Below are 24,475 nucleotides of genomic sequence, written 5' to 3' on the forward strand. Positions count from 1 at the left end.
CGATCTTCATCACAAATTCGCAAGGTGAATAGCTTAGCTGAATTTGAGTATCTGGCAGAAAGCAAAGAACCCAAAAAAGAGAGTCTTTTCCGTCACTTTTGCTATTTACTGGAAACATTTAGCAATGTTTTGACATGGGAGATCATCTTTCCCACCCTGTGCTCTGCTGATTAATCACAAATATGGCTAATGTTATTTTGATTAATTCATAAATAAAACTGCATCTTATGATTGATTTTTAAACGCGATAAGTTAACTATTGATTGCATGGTGTTGCTGTTTATGAACATCGGTTAACAAGAATTTTAAAAAATAAAGTAAATGCTTAGGACATGGTCGGTTTTCTGTGTCTTTTTCTCGCACTGCCCACACCAGACTGAAACGTTTTCTGATACACAGCATGAAAAAACGTCAATGTGAAATCATAACTTATGTTTATGGTTTTACATTTCAGCTAATTAGATATTCTGGTGGAGCAAGGTCAAGATGGCAGAACTCACTCAAAGTCGCGTCGATATCATTTCTCGTGCAAATGGTACGCTCACGTCTCAGGTCAACGGCGGCATAACACAAACGATTACGCTCAGTGAACCCAGCGTTGTACGCATCAACGGGACACGTGAGGCCGTCGTACAATACCAGCGTCAGGGCGACGATCTTATCGTCCAGATGCGTGACGGAAGTTCTGTTCGCTACAAAAAATTCTTCCTGGATGATGCCGCAGGCGATCACAGTGAACTTGTCTTTGACGATGGCGTGAACCCGCCCGATCATGCGCTCTTTCCCACCACGGCTGGTGCAACAGATTTAGCCACGACCACCGTGACACCCAGCTATGAGTCGCTGGATAGCGTGGAGCCGCTTCTGCTGGCAGATAACAGCAATATTTCCACCGGCCTGATGACGGCGAGTGGTGTCGGCTTGCTGGGTCTTGCGGGCGCTGCACTCGGCACCCGCCGTGGCGGTGGTGGTGGCGGAGATGACAACGCGGCTACGCCAGGAACCCCAGGTACACCGGGAACGCCAGGCACACCCAATACACCTTCCCTTAGCGTTAATCCGTTTGCCGGTGACAACGTTCTTGATAATACCGAGAAGGCCAGCGATCAGCCGGTGTCGGGCACCACAACCAACGTCGAGGCGGGCCAGACCGTCACCGTAACGCTGGGCGGGCAGACGTACACCACCACCGTCGGGCCAGACGGCAGCTGGAGCGTGACGGTGCCGTCGGCGGCGCTGACCGCGCTGGCGGCGGGTACCACCAAGCTTAACGTCACCGTCAGCAATGCGGCGGGCACTACCGCCAGCGCAGAGCAGGTTGTGACGGTGGATGCTCCGGTTACCACGCCGGGCGCACCGACGCTGACCGTTGATCCGTTTGCCGGTGACAACGTTCTTGATAATACCGAGAAGGCCAGCGATCAGCCGGTGTCGGGCACCACAACCAACGTCGAGGCGGGCCAGACCGTCACCGTAACGCTGGGCGGGCAGACGTACACCACCACCGTCGGGCCAGACGGCAGCTGGAGCGTGACGGTGCCGTCGGCGGCGCTGACCGCGCTGGCGGCAGGCACCACCACGCTTGATGTCACCGTCAGCAATGCGGCGGGCACTACCGCCAGCGCAGAGCAGGTTGTGACGGTAGATGCCCCGGTTACACCACCGGGCCCACCGACCATCACGGTAGACAACTTCGCCGGTGACAACGTACTGGATAACGCCGAGAAGGCCAGCGATCAGCTGGTATCGGGCACCACCACCAACGTCGAGGCGGGGCGCACCGTTACCGTGACGCTGGGCGGGCAGACGTACACCACCACCGTCGGACCAGACGGCAACTGGAGCGTGACGGTGCCATCCGCAGCACTCGGGGCGCTGGCAGCCGGTTCCACCACCATTGACGTCAGCGTCAGCAATAGTGCAGGCGCCAGTGCAACCAATAATGAATCCATTACCGTCGAACCGGCAACGGGTACGCCTGGTACATTGACCATATCGCAGCCACTGGGCGGTGATGGCTTCCTCAATGCCCTTGAAGCAGGACAAGGATTAACCGTAAAAGGGTCGATCGCGGGTGGTTCGCCAGGGCAGCAGGTTGCAGTCAATTTTAATGGCGTTAATTACAACGGAACGGTAGATGCGAATGGCCTCTGGTCCGTCACCATTCCTTCAACCGCGTTTAACGGGGTAAGCGATGGGCTGAAGCAGATCACCGTCAGTACGGTAGACGCCAACGGTAATCTGTTATCCGATACTGCAGACGTTACGTTGCAGGCTACGACCCTGCCAGCCATTACCCTGGATGCCGGATCGGTGAGCGATGGGGTGATTAACAACCTGGACACCGCCAGCGATCAGGTGCTGAGCGGCAGTACCGGGATTACCGGTGCCGGGCAACAGGTGCAGGTTCAGTTGGGTGGCAAAACCTATGATGTTCCGGTTAACAGCGACGGCAGCTGGAGCGTGACGCTACCCGCGGGCGATCTTGCTGTGCTGCCCCAGGGTAACAATTCACTGATCGTTAGCGCAATCGATCAGGCCGGAAACGTGGTTACCCAGACCAGCACCGTAACCATTGATACGCTTCCACCCTCATTGGGCGTGGACCCCGTGGGCGGCGATAATACGCTCAGCGTAAGCGATTTGACGCAACCGCTGGTATTGAGCGGTACCGGTCAGAATGGCGATCAGGTCACCATGTCACTCAATGGCCGATTCTATCGCACGTTTGTCACGACTAATGGGCGCTGGTCGTTACGCATCGATCAGTCCGATCTGGCTGCGTTGCCTTCGGGTAATAATCCTTTTACGGTGACCATCACCAACGCGAATGGCAGTCAGACGACCTATACCAGCGAGCTGAATGTCGCCACAGCACCAGAAGTGCAACCCACGCTGAGCGTTGACAGCGGGACTTTTGCTGGCAACGGTGTGCTGGATGGGTCAGAGCAAAAACTCCCTCAAACCCTTACCGGCACATCGACTAACGTAGAGGCCGGCCAGCAAGTCACCGTAACCATTAACGGTGTCACTTACAGCGGCACCGTTGAGGCAAGCGGAAACTGGAGCATCAGTATACCGCCAGCCGCACTGGCAACCCTGAATGAGGGTAATCAGGCCCTGACCGTCACCGTGGTGAATGCCGCAGGTAACACGACCAGCACTGAGCTTAACTTTGTGGTTGACGCAACGGGAAGCAGCGTTGCTCTGGCTCCTGCAGGCAACAACAACTATCTCAATGCTGATGACGTGGCAAGCGAGGTGGTGCTTAGCGGCAGCACCAGCAATATTCCGGCGGGCAGCATTGTTAACGTCAATGTTAACGGCACGAACTACACCGGTACGGTGGGTGCGGATGGCAACTGGACGGTTACGCTGCCGGCCGGCAGCCTCGTGGGATTACCTAACGGTGCACTTCCGGTGACGACCACCATCACCGACGCTGACGGCAATACGCTGGCGACCAGTACCTCAGATATTAATGTCGTGGCGACGGACGTGCCGGTTGCCACACCGGGTGATGCCTTTGTTGATGGCGTACTGAATGCCAGTGAAGCGGCAGCGGGCGGTTTTATCACCGGCAACAGTGGTGTAACCGGAGAAGGGCAGCGCGTTGTCGTCAGTCTTAATGGCGTCAACTACACCGGTATTGTCGATAACGCCGGTAACTGGCAGGTCAATATTCCTTCTGGCGTGCTCACCGCATTACCCCAGGGAACGGTGCCTTATACCGTGACCGTTACCGACATTGCGGGTAACACCAGCAATGCGTCCGGCAATGTCACAGTGGATACCTTACCGCCAGCGCTGACGGTGGCTACGCCGTCTGGTGATGGCGTTCTCAATGCTGCTGAACTTCAGCAGCCACTGGTCTTAAGCGGTAACAGCGAAGGCAATGCCGTTATCGTGGCGAATATTAACGGCACAACGGTCAGCACCACCGCCAATCCAGACGGTAGCTGGACGCTGGAAGTACCGCCTGCTGCGTTCAATGGGCTGACCAACGGCAGTTATCCTTTAACCATTACCGCCACCGATCCGGCGGGCAATATCACGACCGATACCAGCAACCTGACGGTCAAGGCAGATGCGGCTTCATTACCAACACTCACGCTGAATGCTTTTGCCGGTGACAATCTGATTGATGGGGCGGAACGCCAGGTTAATCAGGAACTGTCGGGTACCACGACGAACGTCGAGGCCGGGCAGGTGGTGACACTGACCGTGGGTAGCGATGTGTTTAGCGGTACCGTCCAGGCAGATGGAACATGGCGGCTGACGGTGCCAGCTACCGTTCTGTCGTCCCTGGCGGATGGCAGTGCCACCTACACGGTTGCCGTCAGCGATGCAGCAGGAAATACCACGACAGCGGATCTTGCTCTCACGGTTAACAGCAATGCATCTGGCGTGGCGCTGGATACCATAAGCGGTGATAACTTCCTGAATGCCAGCGAAGCCGGTGAGCCGTTAATCATCACGGGAACCACCGTGAATGTGGCACCAGACAGCACCGTCACGCTGCAGTTTAACAATGTCACTTATAACGCCGTGGTCTCCGCTGGCGGTACATGGAGCGTGATCATCCCGGCTGCTGCGCTGGCGAGCCTGGCGGATGGTCCTGCCACGTTGACGGTGACAGCGACGGACACGACGGGTGCCGCCCTGAGCAGTTCAGGCACCTTAAACGTTGCGATCAACAACCTGCCTAATCCTGTCGTGATTACGGCATTCGGTGACGGCACCCTCAATGCCGCTGATATTTCCAGCACACAACAGCTGAGCGGAACCACGGGCGTAAGCGGTGTGGGTCAGACCGTCAGTGTTTCACTGGGCGGCAATGTTTATAACGGTACGGTAGACGGCAATGGTAACTGGCGTGTGAGTATTCCTGCCGATGCCTTAACCACACTGAATGAAGGCAGCGCCAACTACAGGGTTACGGTCACTGACGCCGCGGGTAACAGCCGTGAGGTAGACGGTAATGTTAACGTTGATCTCACGCCACCAAACCTGACGCTGGACCCGGTCGCCGGGGATAATATCGTTGACGCTTCAGAAAGCACCGCGCCCATCGTGCTCAGCGGCAGCAGTGACGCCGGTGAAGGCCAGGTGGTGACCATCACCCTCAATAACCAGGTGTGGAATACCACGGTCGATGCGAACGGCAACTGGAGCTTTACTCTGCCCGCGGGTGCCCTTGCCGATGTTGCGGCGGGAAGCTATACCCTGGCGGTGACCGTCAGCGATGCGGCAGGCAACAGTTTTACAGAAACCCGTGATATTACGGTCGCGACGGGGACCTTAGCGATAAGCATTAATACGCCATTTGCCGATGATTATATCAGTCAGGTCGAGGCGGCCAGCGAACAAACGCTCACGGGCACGACCGGTCTCACCGGTGCGGGCCAGATTGTGACTATCACCCTGGGCGGTAATGACTATGCGGCAACGGTGGATGCACAGGGGAACTGGACGGTCACGCTTAGCAGCGCAGTCTTGCAGGCGCTGCCTGAAGGCGCGAATACGGTCGTCGTTAACGTCAGTGATGCCACGGGCAGCAATAGCGGCAGCCTGAGCACGTCGGTCACGGTCGACTTCACACCACCTGAACTCAGCCTTAATCCTGTTACCGGTGATAACCAGATTAACGCGCTGGAAATCCAGCAAAATATTCCGATTACCGGCACCGCATCGCTGGCCGATGCAGGGCAAACGGTGACGGTGACACTGCAGGGTGAAACCTATCAAACGCTGGTTTTGTCGGACGGCACCTGGCGTCTTGAGATTCCAGCCAGCGTGATGCAGGGCTTGCCGGATGGCACCTATCAGCTGGACATTACGCTGACGGATGCCGCAGGCAACCAGACGGCGTTAACCCAGACGCTGACGCGCGTTGCAGACAGCGCGGCATTGCCTGTACTGACCGTTGATGCCATCAGCGATGATAATTATGTTAACCGGGTTGAAGCGGCTGCAGAGTTAACCATCAGCGGCGGCAGTACTAATCTGACGGCGGGTCAGGTGGTAACTGTCTCGCTGAATGGTCAGAATTATACGGGTGAAGTGCAGAATGATGGCCGCTGGACAATTACCGTCCCGCAGGCGGATGTGAGTGCATTACCTGACGGACAGCTGAGCGTCGTCGTCAGCGCCACCGACGCTGCAGGCAACCCGACCAGCAGCAACGTAACCCTGAATGTCATTGCCAGTGACGCGGCCCAGCCGACGCTGAGTGTGGACGTGGTCGCCAATGATGACATTATTAACGCAATCGAAGCGGGTTCGGACCTTGAAGTGAGCGGCGGCAGTACGCATCTGGCGCAAGGAACGGTAGTGACCGTCACGCTGAACGGCGTCGGCTATACCGGTTCGGTGGATGCCAGCGGCAACTGGACGGTGTCAGTGCCGTCTTCAGCCCTGAGTGGCCTGCCTTCTGGTTCACAACAAACCTTTGTCGTCACGGCGGATGATGTAGCAGGCAATACGGCCCTGACCAATCACAATGTGGCGGTTGATACGACCCTGCCGGTATTGAGCGATATCAACCTGAGCGCAGGCGCGTCACTTAACCAGGCGGAGTCGTTGCAGGATTTAACCGTCAATGGCAACAGCGATCCGGGCGCGCAGATTACCGTCGTGCTGAATCAGATCACTTATACCACCCTTGCAGACGGTAACGGCGCCTGGTCACTGGCGATCCCGGCTGCGGATTTGCAGCAGCTCAATGATGGACGCCAGACGTTCACCATTACCGCCACGGACGTCAACGGCAATATCACGACCAATAACAGCACTACGCTGGATGTGGCCTTCCGCACATTGCCTGAGCTGACGCTGGATACGCCGTTTGGTGATGGGCTTGTCAGTCAGGCTGATGCGGCGGGCGAGCTTACACTCAGCGGCAATGCCACCAATCTGCCAGAGGGCACCCCGATCACGGTGACGATCGGCGATCAGACGTTTAATACGGCAGTCGGCGCCAACGGTGCCTGGACCTTAACGCTGGCACCGGGCGCGCTGGACGCATTACCAGATGGCGCAACGCAGGTGGTTGTCACCGCCAACGATGCAGCAGGGAATCCGGCTGAAGTCAGCGCAGGTGTAGAGATCCTGGTGACGACACCGGCCGATCCAACGATAACCCCAACGTTGTTTGGCGATAACGTCATTAACACCAGCGAAGCGGCCTCGGTGCAATTAATTACCGGCACGGCGCCGTTTGGCGACGGACAAACCGTCAGTGTCAGCGTAGATGGCACACCGCTTAACGTGACCATTGATGCGAACGGTAACTGGAGCGCCAGCCTGCCGCCAGACGTGATAGCCGGGCTGGCGGATGGAACGCACACGATCAGCGTGACCACCACTGACCGTGCCGGAAATACTTCGGCGACTGCCACGCAAGACTTCACGACGGCCACGGCCCCCATTGCGCTGCCGACGATCAATACGCCATTTGGTGATGGTCGTATCAACGCTGTCGAAGCGCAAACCGATGGCACGTTAAGCGGCAACCTGAATATCGATAATGCAGCATCCGTTACGGTAACGGTTAACGGCACAGCCTATGCCGCGACCATCAATGGTGATGGGACCTGGTCACTGGGTCTGCCTTCAACCTTATTGCAGTCACTGCCAGACGGTAACTGGCCGGTCACGCTGACCGTGACAGACACCAACGGCAATACGGCATCCATAAACAGCAACATCGTGGTTGCCATACAAACGCTGCCAGATGTCAGCCTCAATCTGCCGTTCGGTGACGGCGCATTGAATGCCAGTGAAGCGGCACAAAATCAGACGCTTACCGGTTCGACAGGCATTAGCGGGGATGGTCAGACGGTAACGGTCATCCTCAGCGGCTTTAATAACGATCAGCCGCTCAGTGCCACCGTTCAGCCTGACGGAAGCTGGTCACTGGTGCTGACGCCCGATCAAATGGCGCAGATCCCTAACGGCAGCCATGTGATTACCGTCACCGCCACGGATATTGCGGGCAATACCGACAGCACCACGCTTAATGTGGTCACCGCCGTCACCGTTCCTGTGCCAACCTTTGCCGACCTGCAGTTTGGTGGCGACAATGTGCTGAACATCAGCGAGGCCGCCGCAGGCGTAACGCTGACCGGCACGACCGGCAGCACCGGCGCAAACCAGGCAGTAAGCATCAGCGTGGATCTCAACGGAACACGCTATCCTGGGACGGTCGATGCGAATGGCAACTGGAGCGTCACGATTCCGCCTAATGCATTAAATGCGATTGGCACGGGTCCCCACAGCGTCACCGTGAATGTGGTGGATGCCACGGGCAACCCCGCCACCGCGCAGTTTACCTTTAACGCCGATCTGACCCCGCCGACACCGAGCGTCGATTCGCTGCCACGTGACGGCTATGTCAACGCCGCTGACGTGGCGAGTGGCATCTCTCTGACGGGCAGTACTGGTGAGGCTGGTGAAGGGCAACAGGTGGTGGTGACCATTGGCACCAGTACGTTCAATGCCCAGATCGCGGCGGACGGGAGCTGGACATTGCCGTTGAGTAACGCGCAGCTGGAAGCCTTTACCGACGGCACCTATCCGGTTTCCATCACCGTCACCGATCCCGCCGGAAACAGTACGACGCTCAGCGAATCGCTGGTGATCGATACCACGGCACCTTCGATCACCGGGGTGACGTTTGCGGGTGATAATGCGCTTGATTACGCCGAGAGTATTCAGTCTCAGGTATTGACCGGGGTCGCTGAGGGCGCGGAAACCGGCACACAGTTAACCGTTTCCTATAACGGCACGGTGCTGGGTACGGCGGTCGTGGGCGCTAATGGTGCCTGGAGCCTGACGCTGACGCCAGAGCAAATGAGCACCTTTACACAACCGACCACCACCTTAACGCTTGCCGTTAGCGACCTGGCAGGCAATCCGGTCACCCAGGATCTGACGCTACAGGTTGATCTGACACCGCCACCAGGCCCGCTCGTCACGCTGGGCACTGTGTCGGGTGACAATATCATCAGTACGGTCGATCAGCAGGCGGGCGGCGTTGTGGTCAGCGGAACATCGCAAAACCTGGGGGATAGCGGCGTCGTCACCGTTGTGATCAACGGGGTGGAGTACAGCACCACGATCGACGCTAACGGTAACTGGACCACGGCAACGCTGCCGGTCAGCGATTTCGGAAGCACTGACGGACCTGTCACCATCACCGTCAACGCCACCGACGGAACGGATACCGTGTCCACCAGCGGTACGGTTCAGATCGATCTGACGGCACCCACACTGACGATTAACAGCTTCGCAGGCGATGATGTGGTTAACGCCAGTGAGAGTTCAACGCGTCAGACGGTCAGTGGTACAGCAGACACCAGCGAAACGGGCCGCACGGTGACCGTGACGCTGAACGGTAAAACCTACACAGGCATCGTCCAGAGCGACGGAACCTGGTCCACCAGCGTGCCAGCCAGCGATATGCAGGCACTGGCCAACGGTGAAACGACCATTACTGCGCAGTTGACCGATGCCGCCGGTAACACAGGCACCGCCAGCCGTAATATTGACGTTGATACGACCGCACCAGTGATTGAGATTGATAGCTTCCTCGGCGATAACCTGGTTAATGCCGCCGATCTTGCCGTCGGTCAAGTGTTAACGGGCAGGGCAACGGGGGCAGAAGAGGGACAAACCATTTCTCTGTATGTCGGAGATGGTGCCCCCATCGCGACAGGTGTTATTGGCGCTAACGGCGTCTGGAGCATTGATTTAACACCAGAGGTGCTGTCCAGCCTCAATGATGGTGCACTGGTGTTTGGCGTTCGCGTCAACGATCAGGCGGGTAATCAAACGGATGCCACTATCACCGTGAACAAGGTGGTTAACGCCGCCTTAACGCTGGTGGTTGATTCCGTGTTTGGTGATGGCACGCTGAGCGCGATCGACACGACGGTTGCTCAGACCATTACCGGTACGGCAACGTCGGCGGGTGTAGGCGCAACGGTCGCGGTTACGCTTGGCGGCACCACGCTGACCAGCACTGTCGGTCAGGACGGTAAATGGGCGATTGTCGTGCCGCCATCTGTCCTGGGCTTGCTGAGCGATGGTGAACTGGCTGTGAACGTGACGCTAACCGACGCGGCAGGCAACACCCGCAGCGTTGGCGAAACGGTCACCGCGATTGTCGATGCCGTGCCTGTAGTGGGTAACCTGACCGGCCTGTTTGGCGGTGATAATTTGCTGAACATTGCCGAAGCGGCGGTCAATCAACAGATTGGCGGGGTGATTGAGAACGCGGCGGTAGGTTCACGCGTGACCGTTATCCTGGGAACTCACACTTATAACACCACGGTTCAGGCCGGTGGTAACTGGAGCGTGACGCTGCCGTCCAGCGATCTGACGTCGTTACTTGATGGTAATCTGACCCTGGGCGTTACCGTTACCGATGCCGTTGGCAACGTCGCCAGCAACAGCGCGACTATCGGTATCTTTACGCAAACCCCAACCATCAACCTGACGTCACTGTTCGGCGATGGTGTGCTTAACCTGGTCGATATTGCCACCAGCCAGACCATTAGCGGCGTGGTGAACAACGTTGCTGCAGGTTCACTGGTCACGCTGAACGTGGGTAACAGCCAGGTAACGGCAACAGTGGGCAGCAACGGGGCTTTCACCGCCACCGTAACGCCGGATATTCTCGGCACCCTGGCACAGGGTAATCTCATCGTTAGCGCAACGGTCACCGATCCAGCAGGAAATACCGCCTCCACCAGTGCCGGTATTCGTGTGGATACTCTTGCGCCTACGCTTACCATCAGCCCGCTGTTTGGTGACGGCTTGCTGAATGCCGCCGATGCGCTGCTGGGGCAGACCATTGGTGGCGTCGTGAGCGGTGCAGAAGCAGGTTCTCGTGTCGTGGTGACCGTGGGTGGTCAGCAAATCGTCACGGCAACCGACGCCAGTGGCAACTATTCGGTGGCACTGACGCCAAGGCTGCTCCAGGGCCTGACGGACGGTACTTTGACGGTCGGCGTCAGCGTCACGGACAGCGCCGGTAATACCGCCAACAGTTCAGCTTCTGCCATTGTAGGTATCAACAATTTACCTAAAGTGACACTCAACCCACTGTTTGGGGATGGCGTACTGAATATTGCCGAGTCGCTGATAACCCAGACAGTTAGCGGCACCGCAACCGGCGTAGCCGCCGGCAGTACGGTAAGGCTGGCGATTGGCAGCACCACGTTAACCGCGGTGGTCAACAGTGATGGCACCTTCTCGGCAACGGTTTCACCGGCCATTCTCTCAACCCTGCTCAGCGGTAATTTTACGGTGGGTGCCTCGGTCACCGATGCTGTGGGTAATACCACGTCCACCAGCGCAGGCGTGCAGCTGGCCCTGACTCAGCCTTCTCTGACGGTCAATACCGTGTTTGGTGACGGCATTCTGAGCGCCGCCGATCTGGCTTCTAATCAAACCATCAGCGGCACATCAAACCTGTCTGCGGGGGCGACAGTCAGTGCAACGCTAAACGGTATCACCTATTCAACGAAAGTCATCAGCGGCGGCAGTTGGACGATCAGCGTGCCGAAAACCGATTTGACGGGCATCAGCGATGGCGTTAAAGCCGTTGCGGTGACCGGCACGGATGTTAACGGCAATACTGTGACGGGCAGCGGTAGCCTGAGCGTCATCAGTAACACCGCGCCTGCCTTGACGATTACCTCGCTGTTTGGCGATAACGCGTTGAACGTGGCTGATGTTAAAACTACCCAGACCATCAGCGGTACAGCCACTAACGCCGAAGGTTCGGTGGTGCAGGTGACGATTGGCAACCAGACCTTTACGACCACGGTCAGCAGCAATGGAAACTGGAGTATTCCTGTCGCTGCTTCCAGTCTCGCGGCGATTGCAGATGGGCTCTATACCGTCTCGGCCAGCGTGATCAACGGCGTGGGTAACACGGGCAATGCATCGGCTTCGCTGGGCGTCGCCAGCCGGACCACGCCAACGGCGGGCATCAACAGCTACTTCGGTGGTGATGGTTATCTGAATATCACTGAGGCGAATGTTGCAGAAACCATCAGCGGCACCAGCAGTAATGCGGTTGGGGGGCAGGTTTCCGTTAACGTGGCGGGTAATATTTTCACGACCACGGTGGGCAGTAACGGCGCCTGGACGATAAGTGTGCCGTCAGCCACCCTGAAAGGCATTGCAGACGGAAGCCATTCTGTTGCCGTCACCGTCACTGATGTGGGCGGTAACAGCACCACGACCACAAGTAGCTTTACGGCGCTGTCGCACAATCAACCGCTCGTGGGCGTCGATCCGGTGCTGAGCGTGGTGTCATCGCTGCTTAACGGCCTGACCGTGCAGGGGGGATCGCTCAATGCGGCGCAGGGCGCTAAAGTCAGCGTCACGTTGCTGCTGGCGAACGGCAGTAACGGACCGACGATCAATACCACGACGGATGCGCTGGGACGTTACTCCGCTAACTTCAACCCTTCGCTGTTGTCGGTAGGTGGACTGCTGCTGTCCTTGAGTACGCTGGCTAAGGTCACGATTACGGATGTGGCCGGTAACAGCTACACCACAACCAATACGCTACTGTTAGGTGCTTTGTTGCCGGTGGCCACCACGTCGGCCACCGAATCCGTCGCGCTGTTCTCGGTGGTGGATGACAGTGCTGCGTCCAGTCTGGATACGCATCACAACACGCAGTCCACTGAACAGGCAACAACTACGGTGCATGTGGCTTCAACCCTGACTACCGAGGCCGATGTGGCCGCGCCGGTCAGTGCGGCGGAGGAGAATACGGCTGTCGCGGCGGCTGCCGTGGCTGAAACCGCAGTAGATCAAACGCCAGCAGAGGAAAGCTACAGCATTGGAGGCGTGGTGATTACGCTGGCCGATGGCACGACGTCAGAAGGTGCAACGGTCACCGGTAGCAGTGGTGCTGATACGGTCACGGTAAGCGATCTGCACTTTAACCATATTGATGGCGGAGCCGGTACCGATACGCTGGTGCTGAACGGTGAACATCTGACGCTGGATCTGACCGATCTTGGTCTGAAAGTGGAAAATATTGAAGTGCTCGATCTCGGCCAGAGCGGGACGAATTCAGTGAAACTGGATCTCAACGAGGCACTGAATATTACTGACAAACAGAGCGATGATCTGATGATTAAAGGGGCAGATGGCAGCCTGGTCACCCTGGTTAACAGCCTGGGCGGTACGTGGGAGATCAGTGGAGAGCGCATGGTGAATGGCCAGTCCTATGAAGTCTACCATAACTCGGCACTCACCAATGACAACACGCTTGGGGATGTGCTGGTCCAGCACAATCTGCAGGTACACGTCGTCTAAATTGCCACATCGTAGTTAAGCAGTGACTCACAGCAGCGGTTGCGTAAGCACCCGCTGCTTTTTTCTGCAACCTTGCGAGCCGCCACGCTCTGTGAGCGATGCGCAAAATGGACGCACTGGCTGGAGGGCCAGCCTGCTTATAAACCTGCACCAGGCCTTGCGTTGCCGTTTCGGGCAACGGCTTCCGGTCTGAGTAAAGGGGGCCGCATAGCGCAAACCCGCGGGCCGTGGAAACCTCTGCGCAGTTACCTGTATCCATACGACGGGTTGGCCGCAGCCTTACTTTTGACGCTTTGGCATCCTGCATTGTCGCTTTTAAGAATGGTAAGCCCTGCAACTTCTTCAAACAGGTTGTTGTTTATTTTTTCTTAACTGGTAAAGGAGGATGCAACTGATTAAAAAATCGCCTTTCAGTAAAGATATTTGATAATTGGTGATTTTTAGAATGAACCGCTAGGGGATATGTACTATTAATATTAACTCGCGCTTAGCGGTCTCTATTAAACGCATTAAGTAAATTAACAATAAAATGCGTAATGCTCATCGTGACCTTGCTTTTTTGTATGCTGAAATCACCAGGACGTCTTCAAATGATCATAAGAAAACCTGTTGGTATGAATAATGAACAAAGCGCGTTTAGCCCTGTTTTTTTACGCCCTGAATGGCGTGGTATTACCCGCGGCGTTTGCCGCACCGCTCCCCAAAGCGGAATTTAACTGGCGAGCGGCACCGAGTGAAGAGCAGGTCGCCATTTTAACGCTGCGAGATGCCATATTACGCGCCTTCTCACGTAACCCGAAGATTTCGGAGGCGGCGGCGCAGATTCATATCGGTGAAGGCGATCTCAGTGCTGCGCAGAGCGCCTGGTATCCTCAGCTATCGCTTCAGGGGGCGGCGGGGCGTTCTCATCAAACCGACTCCTCTGGCAGCCTGAATAATAATGGTTCCGGCGGGATCGTGCTGAGCCAACTGCTGTATGACTTTGGCCGCACCAATGGCGCAATAGACGAACAGCATGCCTTGTCGGATGCCTACCAGTTTAGTTTATTCGACGCGATGACGCAGGTCGCTAAAGAGGCCTTGCAGTCGTATCTGGAGGTCAAACGCTACCAGGCGCTGGCCGCTACCGCGCAGACCAATATCGCCTCGCTTGAACACGTGCGTGACATCGCCAAAATGCGCGCGGATGCCGGGCTAAACTCTCAGTCTGACGTCCTGCAGGCCGAAACACGGATCGCCGCGATGCATGCCACGCGTGAGCAGTATCTGGCGCAACTGCGCTCTGCTAATGCACAGCTTACCGTCCTGACCGGCGTGGTGCCTGCCACGCTGCCTGAACTGCCCCAGGCACTGCTACAACAGCAAATTACCCTGGACAAAATTGCCTATGAAAGCAGTGCTGCGGTGCGCAGTGCACAATACAAGCAGGAAGCCGCCAGGGAGCGGGTACGTCAGGCTCAATCGGGGCACTGGCCCAGCATCAAGGTCCAGGCCGGTCGGACACGTTATGAAAATGACACTCGCTCATACTGGGATGATGAAGTCCAGCTTCAGGTCGAAGCGCCGCTCTATCAGGGCGGTCTGGTCAACGCCAAAACACAGTCAGCAGAAGGCGATAGGCTCGCTGCGCAGGCTGCGGTACAGCAAGCCAAACTCACGATTAATCAAAATGCCTCCACATCTTACGCCGACATGATTGGCGCTCAGCAGCGTCAACTGGCGGGTGAGGCGCAGTTAGCCAGCGCTGAACATACACGCAACGTTTATGCCGATGAATACCGGCTGAGTAAACGCAGCCTGAATGATCTGCTCAGCGTCGAGCAGGATGTTTTTCAGGCCGACAGCGCGCGGATAACTGCGCTTTACGACGGCTGGGATGCCACCGTCCGCTACGCCGCTGCGGTTGATAACCTGCTCGACATCATGGGTATCGACCGTCAAAAAAGCAGTGGCGATCTTCTTCCTTCGTTGCAATAGCGAACCCGTTTTAAAAGGCGTTTACGATGAGTGCACAAAACCCGACGACCGATAACTGGATTGCTGCGATGTTGCGCGTGGCGGCCCGTTTCGGCAAACCTGCAGATGGAAAAACGTTGCGCCAGCAAATGCGCTGGTTTGAACACCTGCCGGTGGCACAGCAGCTGGAGCGCCTGTGTGGTCTCCTTGGGCTCCATCTCACGATGGTGCCACAGAACAAACTACGCTGGCGGCAGGAGATCACGCCCGTTGTGCTGGTCATGGAAAATAACAGCGTTGCGGTGCTGGAAGAGATCGATGCTGACGGCGGCGCACGCTACTGGCTGAGCGAAGGCGGTGACGTGATTCGCGAAGGCGAGCTGGCCGGTCTGCTCTCCAGAGCGCAGGGTGATATCGGCGTGATTGGCGTAGCCGCACGCGGCAGAGATGCCCGAATCGATGAGTTCGTCCAGCCCTATGAACCGCACTGGTTCTGGAAAAACTTTCGCGGCATGGGACGTCGCATCGCGGAAATCTCCGTGGCGTCGGTAATCAGTAACGTGCTGGCGCTGGCCGGTATTCTCTTTTCAATGCAGGTCTACGACAGGGTGATTCCCGCCCAGTCCGAGGCCACCTTGTGGGTGCTGTTTGTCGGCGTACTGATTGCCGCCGCCATTGAATATCTGATTCGCCTGATGCGCACGCAGGTGTCTGACCTGATGGGCAAACGCATCGATTTAAAAGTTTCCGCCATGCTGTTTGCCCGGGCAATGAATATCCGCAATGAGTCACGGCCCAAATCCACCGGGTCCTTTATCTCTCAGCTGCGCGAAATCGATCAGGTGCGTGAGTTACTGACCTCAACCACCGTCGGCGCGGCTGCAGACTTGCCTTTTGTCATTCTGTTCCTGTTTATCATGTCGTTTATTGGCGGCTGGCTGGTACTGATTCCATTGGCCGCCATTCCGTTAATCATTATTCCGGGCATGTTAGTCCAGTTCCCGATGGCGCGGCTGGCGAAAGCCGGATTGCGCGAAGGCGCGCTACGAAACGCCGTGCTGGTTGAAACAATAGAAGGCATTGAAGACATCAAAGCGCTGCAGGCCGAACCCTATTTTCAGCGCCAGTGGGAGCAGACACATGAGGTCAGCGCCGCGATCGGTAATCAGCAACGCCTGTGGGGAGCCAGACTGACCGGCTGGGCAGCCACCGTGCAACAACTGACCTATGCGGGCATGCTGGTGTTTGGGGTTTACCTGGTGCTGGACTCACAAATCACCACCGGAACGCTGGTCGCCTGTAGCATGCTTTCTTCGCGCACTATCGCGCCGCTGATGCAGTTAACCATGGTCTTTTCTCGCTGGCAGCACGCCAAAACCGCCATGAAAGGGCTGGATGAGCTGCTGAAAAAACCACTCGATAAACCTGATTCCGCCACCATGGCGCACTGCCCGACGCTGACCGGGCATTATGAACTGCGCAACGTGCACTATACCTACGACGAAGAAAACGAAAAGAACGTGCTTAATGTGCAGCAGCTGAACGTCAAGCCGGGTGAAAAAATCGCCATTCTGGGGAAGGTCGGTGCGGGGAAATCCACCTTACTGAAGATCCTGGCGGGCCAGGCGCAGGCCAGTCAGGGAAAAGTGCTGGTAGACGGCGTGGATATGGCCCATATCGATCCGACCGACCTACGCCGACAGCTCGGCTGGCTGTCCCACGATTCCCGTCTGTTTTTTGGCACGCTGAGGCAGAATTTGCTGCTCGGCAATCCCCACGCCAGCGAGCAGGACATGCTACAGGCATTACGCATCAGTGGGGCACTGTCGCTGGTCCAGCAGGATGCGGCCAGTCTGGATCGCATTATCAATGAGGGCGGGCGCGGGCTGTCAGGCGGACAGCGTCAAATGATTATGCTCAGCCGACTGATTCTGCGCCAGCCGCAGGTCGTGCTGCTGGATGAGCCGACCGCCTCCATGGATGAGCAGCTTGAAGAGCATGTTATCCGCCAGATGCAGGGCTGGATCAGTGGACGCACGCTGATTCTGGTGACGCACCGTCCCGCCCTGCTGAAGATGGTCGATCGTATTGTCGTAATGGAAAACGGCCGCATCATCGCGGACGGCGCAAAAGATCAGATTTTACGGCGCGCGACCCACAACGTTGCGGATGCCAGTCAGGGAGGTGCGGCATGAGCGTGGTGATGGACAAAGATCTGGCCAAACATGAACGGCGTACGTCGGCAATCATCTGGTTATGTACGGCGGCGCTGGCCATTTTTCTTGTATGGGCGCACATGGCGATTCTTGATGAGGTCACGGTAGGCACCGGAAAGGTCACGCCATCCACCCGCGCACAGGTGATTGACAGCCTGGACGGCGGCATCGTTAAGCAGCTCAATGTGCATGAGGGCGATATCGTCGAAAAGGGCCAGATACTGGCCACGCTTGATCCCACCCGTTTTCAGTCAAACTTTGGCGAAGTACAAGCCAGAGTGCGCACGCTGCGTGCGTCATCAGAACGGCTCAACGCTGAACTGTCGGGGATTCCGCTTACCTTCAGTGCAGAGACGCAGAAAGAGCCGCAACTGGTGGCGCGTGAGAGGCAACTGTACGAGTCGCGTCGCCGTAATCTGACCGAAACCATCAGTAATCTGCAACAGTCTTTACGGTTGGTACAGGATGAGCTGCGTTTAACTGAACCGCTGGTGGCTAAAGGGGCAGCAGGGCAGGTAGAAGTGATCCGCCTGCGCCGCCAGGTGAGCGATCTGCGCGGTAAGATCGATGAGGCGCGTAACGACTATCTGGTTCGTGCTCATGAAGAGCAGGTAAAAAACAATGCTGAACTGGACGCCCAGCTTCAGGTCGCCGCAGGCAAAGAAGATCAGCTGACGCGCGCGACGCTCTATTCACCGGTACGTGGGATTGTGAAGGATATTCAGGTTACGACAGTCGGCGGGGTACTTGAGCCGGGCGGAAAGATAATGGAGATCGTTCCTCTGGAAGATCAATTATTGATTGAAACCCGCATTAATCCTCGTGATATCGCCTATATCCGGCCCGGCCTGGCCGCGGTGGTCAAAGTCACCGCCTATGACTCGTCGATTTACGGTGACTTAGCGGGCGTGGTGGAAACCGTTTCTCCTGACACCTTGCAGGATGAGGTCAAGCGCGACCAGTTCTATTACCGGGTTTATGTGCGTACGCAAAAAGCGGAGCTGACGAATCGGGCGGGACGGCGCTTCCCGATTGTTCCTGGTATGGTGGCGAACGTTGAGATTAAGACGGGACAAAAATCCGTAATGGACTATTTGCTTAAGCCGTTGAATAAAGTCAAAGAATCGATGCGCGAGCGCTAATATCGCCAGTCCGAATCGGGCGGCCTGTTATAGTTTCATTAAGTGACTAATTATCTGATAAGCCTTACCTGCTGACGCACTATATTTTCTTAAATCAACAAATAAATTTGGTGATAAAAGCGGCAATAATCAAGGCTATTTAGCGCGTATGAAACCAGAGCAGAGGCGATCAGGCAAAAAAAAGCCGGGCAATAAGCCCGGCGATATATAAGGGTAAAAAAAAATCATTCGGGGTGAATGAAGATAAGAAATAAATGATGATAGCGGGAGTAAGTATATTGGCTGGGGCGCAATAAGTTTTACCATTGAGTGCTTAGGAATATTCCCATTAAAATCATCCTGATAACTATTATTTTCGATTGGATTATCATTTTGTGCTTTATTTTTTATCACTCTGTGCGGCTAATAAGTTCCGTGTTATTTACATGTAGAAATAAATTTTACAGATTATGAAACAGTTTCGGAAATTTAGTAGCATTTTTACGATGGATTATTACTCGCTATGAAACAACAATGGTTTGCCGACCGATATTACCATCGGTTTGCAGTGGCAAATATAAAAGGCACATAACAGAGGGTAATAAAATGAAGCGTCACATTCTCTCCCTGGCGATCCCTGCATTACTGGCAGCAGCGGGATCGGCAAATGCGGCTGAAATATACAATAAAGACGGCAATAAATTAGATTTGTTCGGCAAAGTAGACGGTTTGCACTATTTTTCGGATAACGACAGCGCCAATGGCGACCAGTCCTATGTCCGTTTTGGCTTCAAGGGTGAAACCCAGGTCACCGATCAACTGAGTGGCTATGGCCAGTGGGAATACCAGGCCGCACTCAACAATTCTGAGGCACAAGGCACGGCTGACAGCTATACCCGCGTTGGCTTTGCAGGGCTGAAGTTTGGCGATGCAGGTTCATTTGACTATGGTCGCAACTACGGCGTGGCTTATGACATCGGCGCATGGACCGACGTTCTGCCAGAGTTTGGTGGTGATACTTATGGCGCGGACAACTTTATGTTCCAGCGCGGCAACGGCATGGCGACCTATCGTAACAACGGTTTCTTCGGTCTGGTCGATGGCTGGAACTTTGCCGTCCAGTATCAGGGCAAAAATGACAACCCAACGGAAGCGAGCGGTGGTCGTGATGTGCTGGGTGAAAACGGCGACGGCTGGGGCCTGAGCACCACCTATGATCTGGGTTCCGGTTTCGGTATTGGTGCCGCAACCTTCCAGTCCGATCGTACCAGCAACCAGAATGGTAATGCTGCGGGTATTCTGGGACGCGGTGATAAAGCGGAAGCTTATACCGGCGGTCTGAAATATGATGCCAATAATATTTATCTGGCTGCGATGTATACCCGGTCGTATAACGCGACCAGCTTCGGTGACAGCACCAGCCGTAACCAGCCGAATACGGCTTACGGTTATGCGGATAAAGCGGATAACTGGGAATTAGTGGCTCAGTACCAGTTTGATTTTGGTCTGCGTCCTTCTCTGGCCTACGTGAACTCACGCGGTACCGACGTGCAGAACTGGGGCAAGCAGAATCTGAAGAAATACGTCGACGTCGGTGCGACTTACTACTTCAACAAAAACATGTCGACCTATGTTGATTACAAAATCAACTTACTGGACGACAACGACTTCACCAAAGCGGCGGGAATTAATACCGACGACGTGGTGGGCGTAGGGCTGGTTTACCAGTTCTAAAAGTCACAGGGAGCGCGAATGCGCTCCCTGGTTTTATTCATTCGTTATCTGTTCTGGCCCGGTTTCATCCTGCGGCAGGATAACGTTGCCATATCTCGCCCCCTCGAATGCCACACCCGACAAGGTGAACGCAGCAAAACTTAACCAGTTTTGCATCGTAGTCATCGCAGTCTCTGTCTTCTCCATCCCACACCTCTCAGCAAATCAGACGATATGACTGGTGCAGGAATCGTGCCAGTCCGACCGCTCTCATAGCCACGGAAAAACAGGGGATCTTGCTACAATAGCGCGCGGATAAAGGGGCGGATGACCTTAAATGGTGCAGAGGCGATCAACGGCGGCGCAGATAGGCTGTCGCCACATTGCGGTTTCGACGCTGCTGCCACGTTTTATAACTTCCTAACACGAACAGGCCCAACGCAGCGGCAAGGATTAATAAAATCATCTGTTACTCCTTTTTCTGACGCCCTCAAGATCGAGCGGAACGAGCTAGTCTGGTAGAGCGCATAAGTTTTATCAACCATATTTAAGTTACTTTACTTAGTGTTTGTGCTTTGAAATATGCATAAATTACCTGTTACGGATGAATATTGATGAACTTTAAGATAAATCTGCTGTTAGTGGCCGCAATGGTGCTGCTGGCAGGGTGTGATAACCCGTCGTCAAAAGAGCAAGACGCCATGGTGCTGGAAGGGAAAACAATGGGGACGGTGTGGCGAGTTAGCCTGGCAGGGGTTGATGCCGGACGTAAAGCCGTGCTTCAGCAGCGCATTCAGCAACGGCTTGATGCCGATGATGCGGAACTCTCAACCTGGAAGCCCACCTCTGTGCTGTCGCGCTTTAATCAGAGCCGTGCCACGACGCCACAGCCGGTGAGTGAAAACATGGCTGATATCGTGACGCTTGCCCTGCGAATCGGCAAGAAAACCTCAGGGGCCATGGATATTACCGTCGGTCCGCTGGTTAATTTATGGGGCTTTGGTCCCGATAAGCAGCCCAGCCATATTCCTGACGATCAGCAGATCGCCGCGGCCCGAGCCCTGACTGGCTTGCAACATTTGCGGGTGATTCAGGGAGGAGAAGGGCAGTGGCTGCAAAAAGATCTGCCAGGCTTATATGTTGACCTCTCCACGGTGGGAGAAGGTTTTGCAACGGACCATCTGGCGCGCCTGATGGAGCAGGAAGGCATTAATAATTATCTGGTCTCGGTGGGCGGCGCTGTTTTGTCGCGTGGAATGAATGCGCAGAACCAGCCGTGGCGGGTGGCGATTCAGAAACCGACCGACCGGGAAAATGCCGTTCAGGCGCGGGTCGATCTGCAGGGGCACGGTATCAGTACCTCAGGCAGCTATCGCAACTATTATGAACTGGATGGCAAACGACTTTCACACATCATCGATCCTGCTACGGGGCGGCCAATCGACCATAAGCTGGTGTCGGCGACCGTGATTGCCACCACCGCGCTGGAAGCCGATGGTTGGGATACAGGATTAATGGTATTGGGCACTGAAAAGGCCAAAGCGCTGGCAATCAAAGAGAAACTGGCGGTGTACTTAATCAGCAAGCAAGGAGACAACTTTGTCAGCTGGATGTCGCCCCAGTTTTCCGCTTTTATTATTCCATCTGACTGACAGAGAGAACATCTATGCTGGATCTGTTTAGTGACGCCTCACCCTGGCAAGAACCGCTGGCTGAGGGCGCGGTAATTTTACGCCGCCGCGCCCGCGATGAGGCGGAAGCACTGTACCAGGCGATGATGGCGATTGCCGCGCAAAATCCGTTTGAACACCGCATCACACCAGGTGGTCATCGCATGTCGGTTGCGATGACCAACTGCGGCGATTTCGGCTGGTCTACGGACGCGCGCGGCTACCGCTATAGCGAGCAGGACAGCAGCAGTCAACGTCAGTGGCCAGCTATGCCGGACGCGTTTCGTTTGCTGGCCCGACAATCCGCTGAAGAAGCCGGCTTTCCGGGATTCAATCCGGATGCCTGCCTGCTTAACCGCTATGAGCCCGGCGCTAAGCTCACGCTGCACCAGGACAAGGATGAGAAAGATTTGCGCCAGCCGATTGTCTCCGTTTCCCTGGGCTTACCTGCAGTTTTCCAGTTCGGTGGCTTTGAGCGAAGTGACCATGCACAGCGGGTTTTGCTGGAACATGGCGATGTGGTGGTCTGGGGCGGGCCTTCGCGCCTGCGCTATCACGGTATCTTACCGCTTAAAGCCGGTATCCATCCGCTCACCGGCGCCTTTCGCTATAACCTCACTTTCCGACGGGCGTTTTAGTCCGCCGCGCAAGGTGCGAATAACGATTGCTATCATTTGCCATCACTTTACACTGCTGGCTGATTTTCATGTCTGGTAAGGTTTTATGGCACTGTTAAATGTGGTTTTTCGCCAGTATCGCTGGCCTTTTATTGGCGTGATTCTGCTCACGCTACTGAGTGCCGCCTTAGGTATTGGCATGATCGCGTTTATTAATAGCGAGATGATTGTCGCGATTAATACCTCCCTGACGGTACTGCCCGCGTTCCTGTTCCAGGTGGTTATGTTGATGGCGGTAACGCTGGCCTCACAGTTGGCACTGACCTGGCTGGGCCATCAGTTTGTCTGGCGTATGCGTGGTGAATTTATCAAGCGCATCCTGGACACGCGCGTGGAGCGCATCGAACAGATTGGTAGCGCACAACTGCTGGCGGGATTAACCAGCGATGTACGGGCCATCACCCTTGCTTTTGTTCGTTTGCCCGAGTTAATTCAGGGAATCATTATCACGCTGGGATCGGCACTCTATCTTGCCTGGCTGTCCCCAAAGATGTTACTGGTGACCAGCGGCTGGTTGGTCGTGACGATTGCAGGCGGCTGGATGCTGGTGTCGCGCGTCTATCAGCACATGGCAAAATTGCGGGATGTTGAAGACAACCTGTATCGCGATTACCAGACCGTCATAGAGGGACGCAAAGAGCTCCAGCTTAACCGTGAGCGCGCCAGACTGATCTACGACAAGGTATATCAGCAGGATGCCAGTGATTACCGGTACCATATCGTGCGTGCCGATACCTTTCATCTCAGTGCCGTTAACTGGTCAAACATCATGATGCTTGGCGCGATTGGCATGGTATTTTTCATGGCCAACAGTCTGGGATGGGCCAATACGGCGGTGGCAGCCACCTTTTCCCTGACGCTGCTGTTTCTGCGCACGCCACTGCTGTCAGCGGTTGGGGCACTTCCAACGCTACTCAGTGCTCAGGTCGCCTTTCGCAAACTCAACAGCTTTGACCTCGCCCCGTATGAGCCGGACTTTCCTGCCTTTTCTGGCGACACCGCGTGGCAAACCCTTGAGCTGCGTGATATCACCTTTCACTACGGGGAGAAGGGTTTTCAGGTCGGGCCGATTAATTTAACGCTTCATCGTGGCGAGCTGGTGTTTTTAATTGGCGGTAACGGAAGTGGGAAATCGACGCTGGCCATGTTACTCACAGGACTCTATCGGCCTCAGTCCGGCAGCCTGCTAATAGACGGCAAACCGGTTGATGTCTGCGACCTTGATAGCTGGCAGAAACACTTCTCAGCGGTCTTCACCGATGTGCATTTGTTTGACCGTCTGATAGACAGCAAAGGCGATCCCGCATCGCCTGGCCGGGTACAGCAATGGCTCGAAAAGCTCAAAATGCAGGACAAGCTGAAAATTGAAGGGAATAAAATACTGAATTTGCAGTTGTCGAAAGGGCAGAGTAAAAGGCTGGCGCTGCTGCTGGCCGTCGCTGAGCAACGCGACGTCCTGCTGCTGGATGAATGGGCCGCCGATCAGGACCCGCATTTCCGTCGGGTTTTCTATCGTGAGTTACTGCCCGCGTTGCAGGCTGCAGGAAAAACCGTTTTTGCCATCAGCCATGATGACCACTACTTTATCCACGCCGACCGCCTGCTGGAGATGCGCGATGGCGTCCTCTACGAGTTAACGGGTAACGAACGCGACCACGCCAGCCTGGATGCCGTCAAGCTTACTGATACGGGTTTATAATTTTTGCTGAGATCGTCTCAGGCTCAGTCAGTCACACCGTGCTGAGCGCGTTGATCATCGGCGGCGAGCGTCAGAC

General features: G+C 55.7%; 10 protein-coding genes. 8 read left to right on the forward strand and 2 right to left on the reverse strand.

What is annotated here, in order from left to right; translation table 11 throughout:
• The first annotated feature begins 486 nt into the window (after window positions 1-486).
• From NR177_RS09555 to ompC, 5 genes are all read left to right on the forward strand, one after another.
• Window positions 487-13,347 carry an Ig-like domain-containing protein gene (locus tag NR177_RS09555; protein ID WP_256852777.1) on the forward strand — a complete coding sequence of 4,287 codons (12,861 nt, stop codon included), beginning with the start codon at window positions 487-489 and terminating at the stop codon, window positions 13,345-13,347.
• A 621-nt stretch (window positions 13,348-13,968) separates the two neighbouring features.
• On the forward strand, window positions 13,969-15,324 hold the full coding sequence (locus tag NR177_RS09560) for a TolC family outer membrane protein (RefSeq protein WP_063880269.1): 1,356 nt from the start codon (window positions 13,969-13,971) through the stop codon (window positions 15,322-15,324).
• A 26-nt stretch (window positions 15,325-15,350) separates the two neighbouring features.
• Complete coding sequence (locus NR177_RS09565) at window positions 15,351-17,498, forward strand: type I secretion system permease/ATPase (RefSeq protein ID WP_063880268.1); 2,148 nt, start codon at window positions 15,351-15,353, stop codon at window positions 17,496-17,498.
• On the forward strand, window positions 17,495-18,661 hold the full coding sequence (locus NR177_RS09570; protein WP_063880267.1) for an HlyD family efflux transporter periplasmic adaptor subunit: 1,167 nt from the start codon (window positions 17,495-17,497) through the stop codon (window positions 18,659-18,661). The genes NR177_RS09565 and NR177_RS09570 overlap by 4 nt, the downstream gene beginning before the upstream one ends.
• Window positions 18,662-19,246: 585 nt before the next feature.
• On the forward strand, window positions 19,247-20,374 hold the full coding sequence (gene ompC / locus NR177_RS09575; RefSeq protein ID WP_063880266.1) for a porin OmpC: 1,128 nt from the start codon (window positions 19,247-19,249) through the stop codon (window positions 20,372-20,374).
• 33 nt (window positions 20,375-20,407) lie between these two features.
• Here ompC and NR177_RS09580 read toward each other — a convergent pair whose 3' ends face one another.
• The gene (locus NR177_RS09580) at window positions 20,408-20,539 is read right to left on the reverse strand and encodes a hypothetical protein (protein ID WP_256852778.1); all 132 of its coding nucleotides are present in this window, start codon (window positions 20,537-20,539) and stop codon (window positions 20,408-20,410) included.
• Between the two features lie 166 nt (window positions 20,540-20,705).
• Complete coding sequence (locus NR177_RS09585; RefSeq protein WP_063880265.1) at window positions 20,706-20,819, reverse strand: hypothetical protein; 114 nt, start codon at window positions 20,817-20,819, stop codon at window positions 20,706-20,708.
• Between the two features lie 145 nt (window positions 20,820-20,964).
• Between NR177_RS09585 and apbE the strand changes: the two genes are divergently transcribed.
• The 3 genes from apbE (at window position 20,965) to NR177_RS09600 (ending at window position 24,399) form a co-directional block, all read left to right on the forward strand.
• Window positions 20,965-22,005 carry an FAD:protein FMN transferase ApbE gene (gene apbE / locus NR177_RS09590; RefSeq protein WP_109717399.1) on the forward strand — a complete coding sequence of 347 codons (1,041 nt, stop codon included), beginning with the start codon at window positions 20,965-20,967 and terminating at the stop codon, window positions 22,003-22,005.
• A 14-nt stretch (window positions 22,006-22,019) separates the two neighbouring features.
• A complete protein-coding gene (alkB, locus tag NR177_RS09595) occupies window positions 22,020-22,661 on the forward strand; it encodes a DNA oxidative demethylase AlkB (protein ID WP_218996052.1) in 642 nt (213 codons plus the stop codon).
• 85 nt (window positions 22,662-22,746) lie between these two features.
• Window positions 22,747-24,399, forward strand: a complete 1,653-nt coding sequence (locus NR177_RS09600; RefSeq protein WP_256852779.1) for a multidrug ABC transporter permease/ATP-binding protein — start codon at window positions 22,747-22,749, stop codon at window positions 24,397-24,399.
• The last annotated feature ends 76 nt before the right edge of the window (window positions 24,400-24,475 follow it).

The organism is Pantoea sp. Fr+CA_20, assembly GCF_024520835.1.
GTDB classification, from domain to species: domain Bacteria; phylum Pseudomonadota; class Gammaproteobacteria; order Enterobacterales; family Enterobacteriaceae; genus Pantoea; species Pantoea allii.

Bases quoted from the DNA above. Each gene is read 5' to 3' on its own strand.
- NR177_RS09565 (WP_063880268.1), top strand. From the start codon at position 15,351: ATGAGTGCACAAAACCCGACGACCGATAACTGGATTGCTGCGATGTTG.
- NR177_RS09560 (WP_063880269.1), top strand. From the start codon at position 13,969: ATGAACAAAGCGCGTTTAGCCCTGTTTTTTTACGCCCTGAATGGCGTG.
- NR177_RS09580 (WP_256852778.1), bottom strand. From the start codon at position 20,539: ATGACTACGATGCAAAACTGGTTAAGTTTTGCTGCGTTCACCTTGTCG.
- NR177_RS09585 (WP_063880265.1), bottom strand. From the start codon at position 20,819: ATGATTTTATTAATCCTTGCCGCTGCGTTGGGCCTGTTCGTGTTAGGA.
- ompC (WP_063880266.1), top strand. From the start codon at position 19,247: ATGAAGCGTCACATTCTCTCCCTGGCGATCCCTGCATTACTGGCAGCA.
- NR177_RS09555 (WP_256852777.1), top strand. From the start codon at position 487: ATGGCAGAACTCACTCAAAGTCGCGTCGATATCATTTCTCGTGCAAAT.
- NR177_RS09570 (WP_063880267.1), top strand. From the start codon at position 17,495: ATGAGCGTGGTGATGGACAAAGATCTGGCCAAACATGAACGGCGTACG.
- alkB (WP_218996052.1), top strand. From the start codon at position 22,020: ATGCTGGATCTGTTTAGTGACGCCTCACCCTGGCAAGAACCGCTGGCT.
- NR177_RS09600 (WP_256852779.1), top strand. From the start codon at position 22,747: ATGGCACTGTTAAATGTGGTTTTTCGCCAGTATCGCTGGCCTTTTATT.